This window comes from Luteimonas soli, from assembly GCF_042648865.1.
Lineage (GTDB): Bacteria > Pseudomonadota > Gammaproteobacteria > Xanthomonadales > Xanthomonadaceae > Luteimonas > Luteimonas soli.
The window spans coordinates 1-3,215 of record NZ_JBHRYA010000005.1; the positions used below are offsets into that span (position 1 = coordinate 1).

Annotated in this window: 3 protein-coding genes and 1 pseudogene; all 4 read left to right on the plus strand. The window is 56.5% G+C overall.

The genetic code is table 11. From position 1 onward, the window contains the following. Positions 1–474: pseudogene (locus tag ACFONC_RS07340) on the plus strand (hypothetical protein); the annotation flags it as partial. Positions 475–547: 73 nt separating this feature from the next. Continuing rightward, the gene (locus ACFONC_RS07345) at positions 548–850 is read left to right on the plus strand and encodes a hypothetical protein (protein WP_386743091.1); all 303 of its coding nucleotides are present in this window, start codon (positions 548–550) and stop codon (positions 848–850) included. A gap of 538 nt (positions 851–1,388) precedes the next feature. Then, positions 1,389–1,820: a hypothetical protein gene (locus ACFONC_RS07350; RefSeq protein WP_386743092.1), complete on the plus strand. Its 432-nt coding sequence runs from the start codon at positions 1,389–1,391 to the stop codon at positions 1,818–1,820. Between the two features lie 913 nt (positions 1,821–2,733). Then, positions 2,734–3,096, plus strand: a complete 363-nt coding sequence (locus ACFONC_RS07355; RefSeq protein ID WP_386743093.1) for a hypothetical protein — start codon at positions 2,734–2,736, stop codon at positions 3,094–3,096. Positions 3,097–3,215 lie beyond the last annotated feature (119 nt).

Sequence of the window (3,215 nt, forward strand, 5' to 3'; positions counted from 1 at the left end):
ATGGCAGATAAAGCTTGCCATGTGGTTGGCTCCACTACGCAGGTCGGGTTAACTCAAGCGTTAGGACTCACAGGGGAGAGTGTCGTGGCTGAAGATTTTGACGTGGAGCAGTTCGTCTACATCAAGATTCCGGACGCAATCCAGCCGCTGGACAGGGGCGCGATCTTTGAGGATCCGATTGATGCGGCTTTAAGGCCAGGAGAGCTTGGCCATGTCAGTGGCGGCGGCTCGTTGCTTGGCGATACGCGTCCGGATGGCAGCCGCCCAATTGAGTTCTGTGGGATCGATGTGGACACTACCAATCGGGACGCTGTGCTGGAGATCCTGCGTAAGCTGCTGCCGGACCTTGGCATTCCGCAGGCCACAGAGCTCCATTACACAGCCGGTGGTGCAAAGCTCCAAGACCGCTTTCTTGGCGCGGACTGGGCAGTTGCCGAGCCGCGTGATTTCTTGCATCCGGGGTTTGACATCTAGTGGGCGTGAGCCCTAACAATTCATTCAAGCCGACGCCGCTTCGCGGCGCGGCTTAATTCAGGCGTTAGGCCTCATGGACAGAGATGCGATTGCCGTGATTGAAATCGATGGAGCCGGCCGGCTCCATGTCGTTCCATCGTCCCGCAAATTTCCTTTCGTCTATCGCGAGGCCATGGAGGTTCAGTGGGACACTTCGCGCTGCTCACTGCACTCTCCGGCACCGCGTGATTGGTCCTACGCTCGCTGGTTCCAGCAAGTTCTTGCAGCTGCACGCGAGCAGGGCTGTGAGCTGTATCCTGCTGAAAGCACTCGGTGGCTCAACGTCGGGTCGGGCACAAAAGCAGAGCTCTTGCAGGTCGTCGCCAAAGAGGCCTAACAATTCGTTCAAGCCGAACTTGCTTCGCTACACCAACAACGTGGCAGGTAAAGCTTGCCACGTTGTCGGCTACGCTACGCAAGTCGGCTTAACTCAGGTGTTAGGCGGCACATGAACGCACTCGGCTCTCTTGGGTTCATTGTGCTAGCTCCGCTAGCCATCGCGTCTTGCAGTTCTGCCCTAAAGATCGATGGCAGTTCCCGAGCTGCGTTCGAGCGTAGTCATGCCGCCGTCGTTGCATCGCTCTCTCCAGAGGACCGGATGCGGCTCACTTTGGCAGAGCTAGTAGTTCTTGCGTCCAAAGACTGCCTTATCGCCAAGCCTTATCCTGGCCAGCCGTTCGTTAACGACACTTTTGGCGGGCAGGCAGACCTGAGCTCTTGCCGCAAAGAGCTGCACGGCCTGACATTCAAGGACATCATGAGTCAGGCGTATCCTCGGGGAGAGCCGGCTGGCGGCGGTGCCCCAGGTGCCGCCTAACAATTCATTCAAGCCGAACCCGCTTCGCGGGTCGGCTTAATTCCAGCGTTAGGCTTGCATGGACAAGATCGCGAAATATTCAAGCTTGCTCAACCTGCTTGCATCCCTTGTGACTCCAGCAGTGGCTTGGATAGGTGGCGTGCTTGTGTTCGCCGTACGGTATGACGGCGCGCTGATCGCAACGCAGATCTTCTGGCACTCTGTGGTTTGCGCCTTCATCGCAGCTGGCTCAGCCGTTCTTTCACTTTTGCTATTTCCTGTGTCGCGGCACTTGGTCTCTAGGCTGCCTGTATCCAGTCCGCTATTTATTCTTATCGGCGCAGCCATCTCGGTTGCTCTAGTATCGTCTCTGCTGTCATTTCTCGGGCACACGTCACCTACTCAGTCTAGAGCTATTGCGGCCTCGGTGTTCATCGCTTCGGCTGCCTTGATGAATACTCTGTGCTTTGTATGGCTTGCGGGCGACAATCCTTCCTGGCAGCAAGCCTAACAATGCGTTCAAGCCGAAGCCGCTTCGTTCCACCAAGCACATGGCAGGTACAGCTTGCCACGTGCTTGGTTCCACTACGCAGCTCGGCTTAACTTAGGTGTTAGGCCGCACATGATGAAACGTGCAATCCATAAGAGCTCGTTAGCCGCGTTGATCTGCGTTCTTGCGGTAACTGCTACCGCCTTGTGGTTCGCATGGAACACATACGCTGGTGCTTCAAATGTTGAATGGGTGGGTGCGAGATACCCGCATGCAACAACATCATTTGGAGAGGTTGCTCTCGTCATTCTTGTTGTAGCGTCACCTTTTATAGTTTGGCTGACTCGCAAGGCATTCTTCGAGCACTTCAAACGGTAGGTCTTGCAGTGGCGCAGGTGCGGCCTAACAATGCGTTCAAGCCGAAGCCGCTTCGTTCCACCAAGCACATGGCAGGTAAAGCTTGCCATGTGCTTGGCTCCACTACGCGTCTCGGCTTAACTTAGGTGTTATGCGGCCAAAAAGCTCGCTTCTGCAAGTGATTGCTTGGGTGGTTCCTCGCCTCGGCAACGTCACCGGCTTTCCGGCAATGTTCCGTCGCAAGTCATCACGCTTCGCCAGCAAGTCCACCTCGGTGGCGGCTTGCTCGGGTGGCGCCCTACCTTTCCTGGCCGGCGCTTCAAGCAACTTCGGTAACGCCTGCGGATCGAGTCGCCGGGTGGCGCCCTGAGATCCGGGCTTCCGGACGCCAAGAGCAGGCTCGTTGTGGGCACGGCGGTTTGGTACAGTCGCCGCATAACAATTCGTTCAACCCGAACCCGCTCCGTTGCTTCGTTCAACCGTGTTGCAGCTGATCCATCACAAGCTCACGATTGCCGCGCCGCGGGTCGGGTTAACTCAAGTGTTAGGCATCTCACTCACTTTTCCGGGAATCCAAATGTTCAAGAATCTCATCCCGAAGATTTTCTACGACCGCCTGCAAGACGGACTCGAGTTCTTTGTGGACGGCTTGGGATTCGACATCCTCTACCAAGACGCAGAAATGGCGGTCATTGCACGTGACGGCGCCAAGGCTTATATCGTCCAGAGCCCTGAGTGCGCGGCAAATGATCGTCCAGAGCTTGGCATAGACACAGATGACGTCGACGAAGTATTTAAGGAGATGTCCGCCCGCTCGCCCCACCTCATGCATCCCAACTCAAGCACTGTCTCGCTCAAGCCGTGGGGCGCACGAGAGTTCGCCATGCTGGACAAGACCACGGTATGCGTAAACTTTCGCCAGTGGCCGGCTGAGGGCTGAGATGCCTAACAATTCATTCAAGCCGAACCCGCTTCGCGGGTCGGCTTAATTCAAGCGTTAGGCGGCACAACCATGCACTCTCGCAACTCAGGGAAAAGACTCTCGTCGCTTGCACTAAC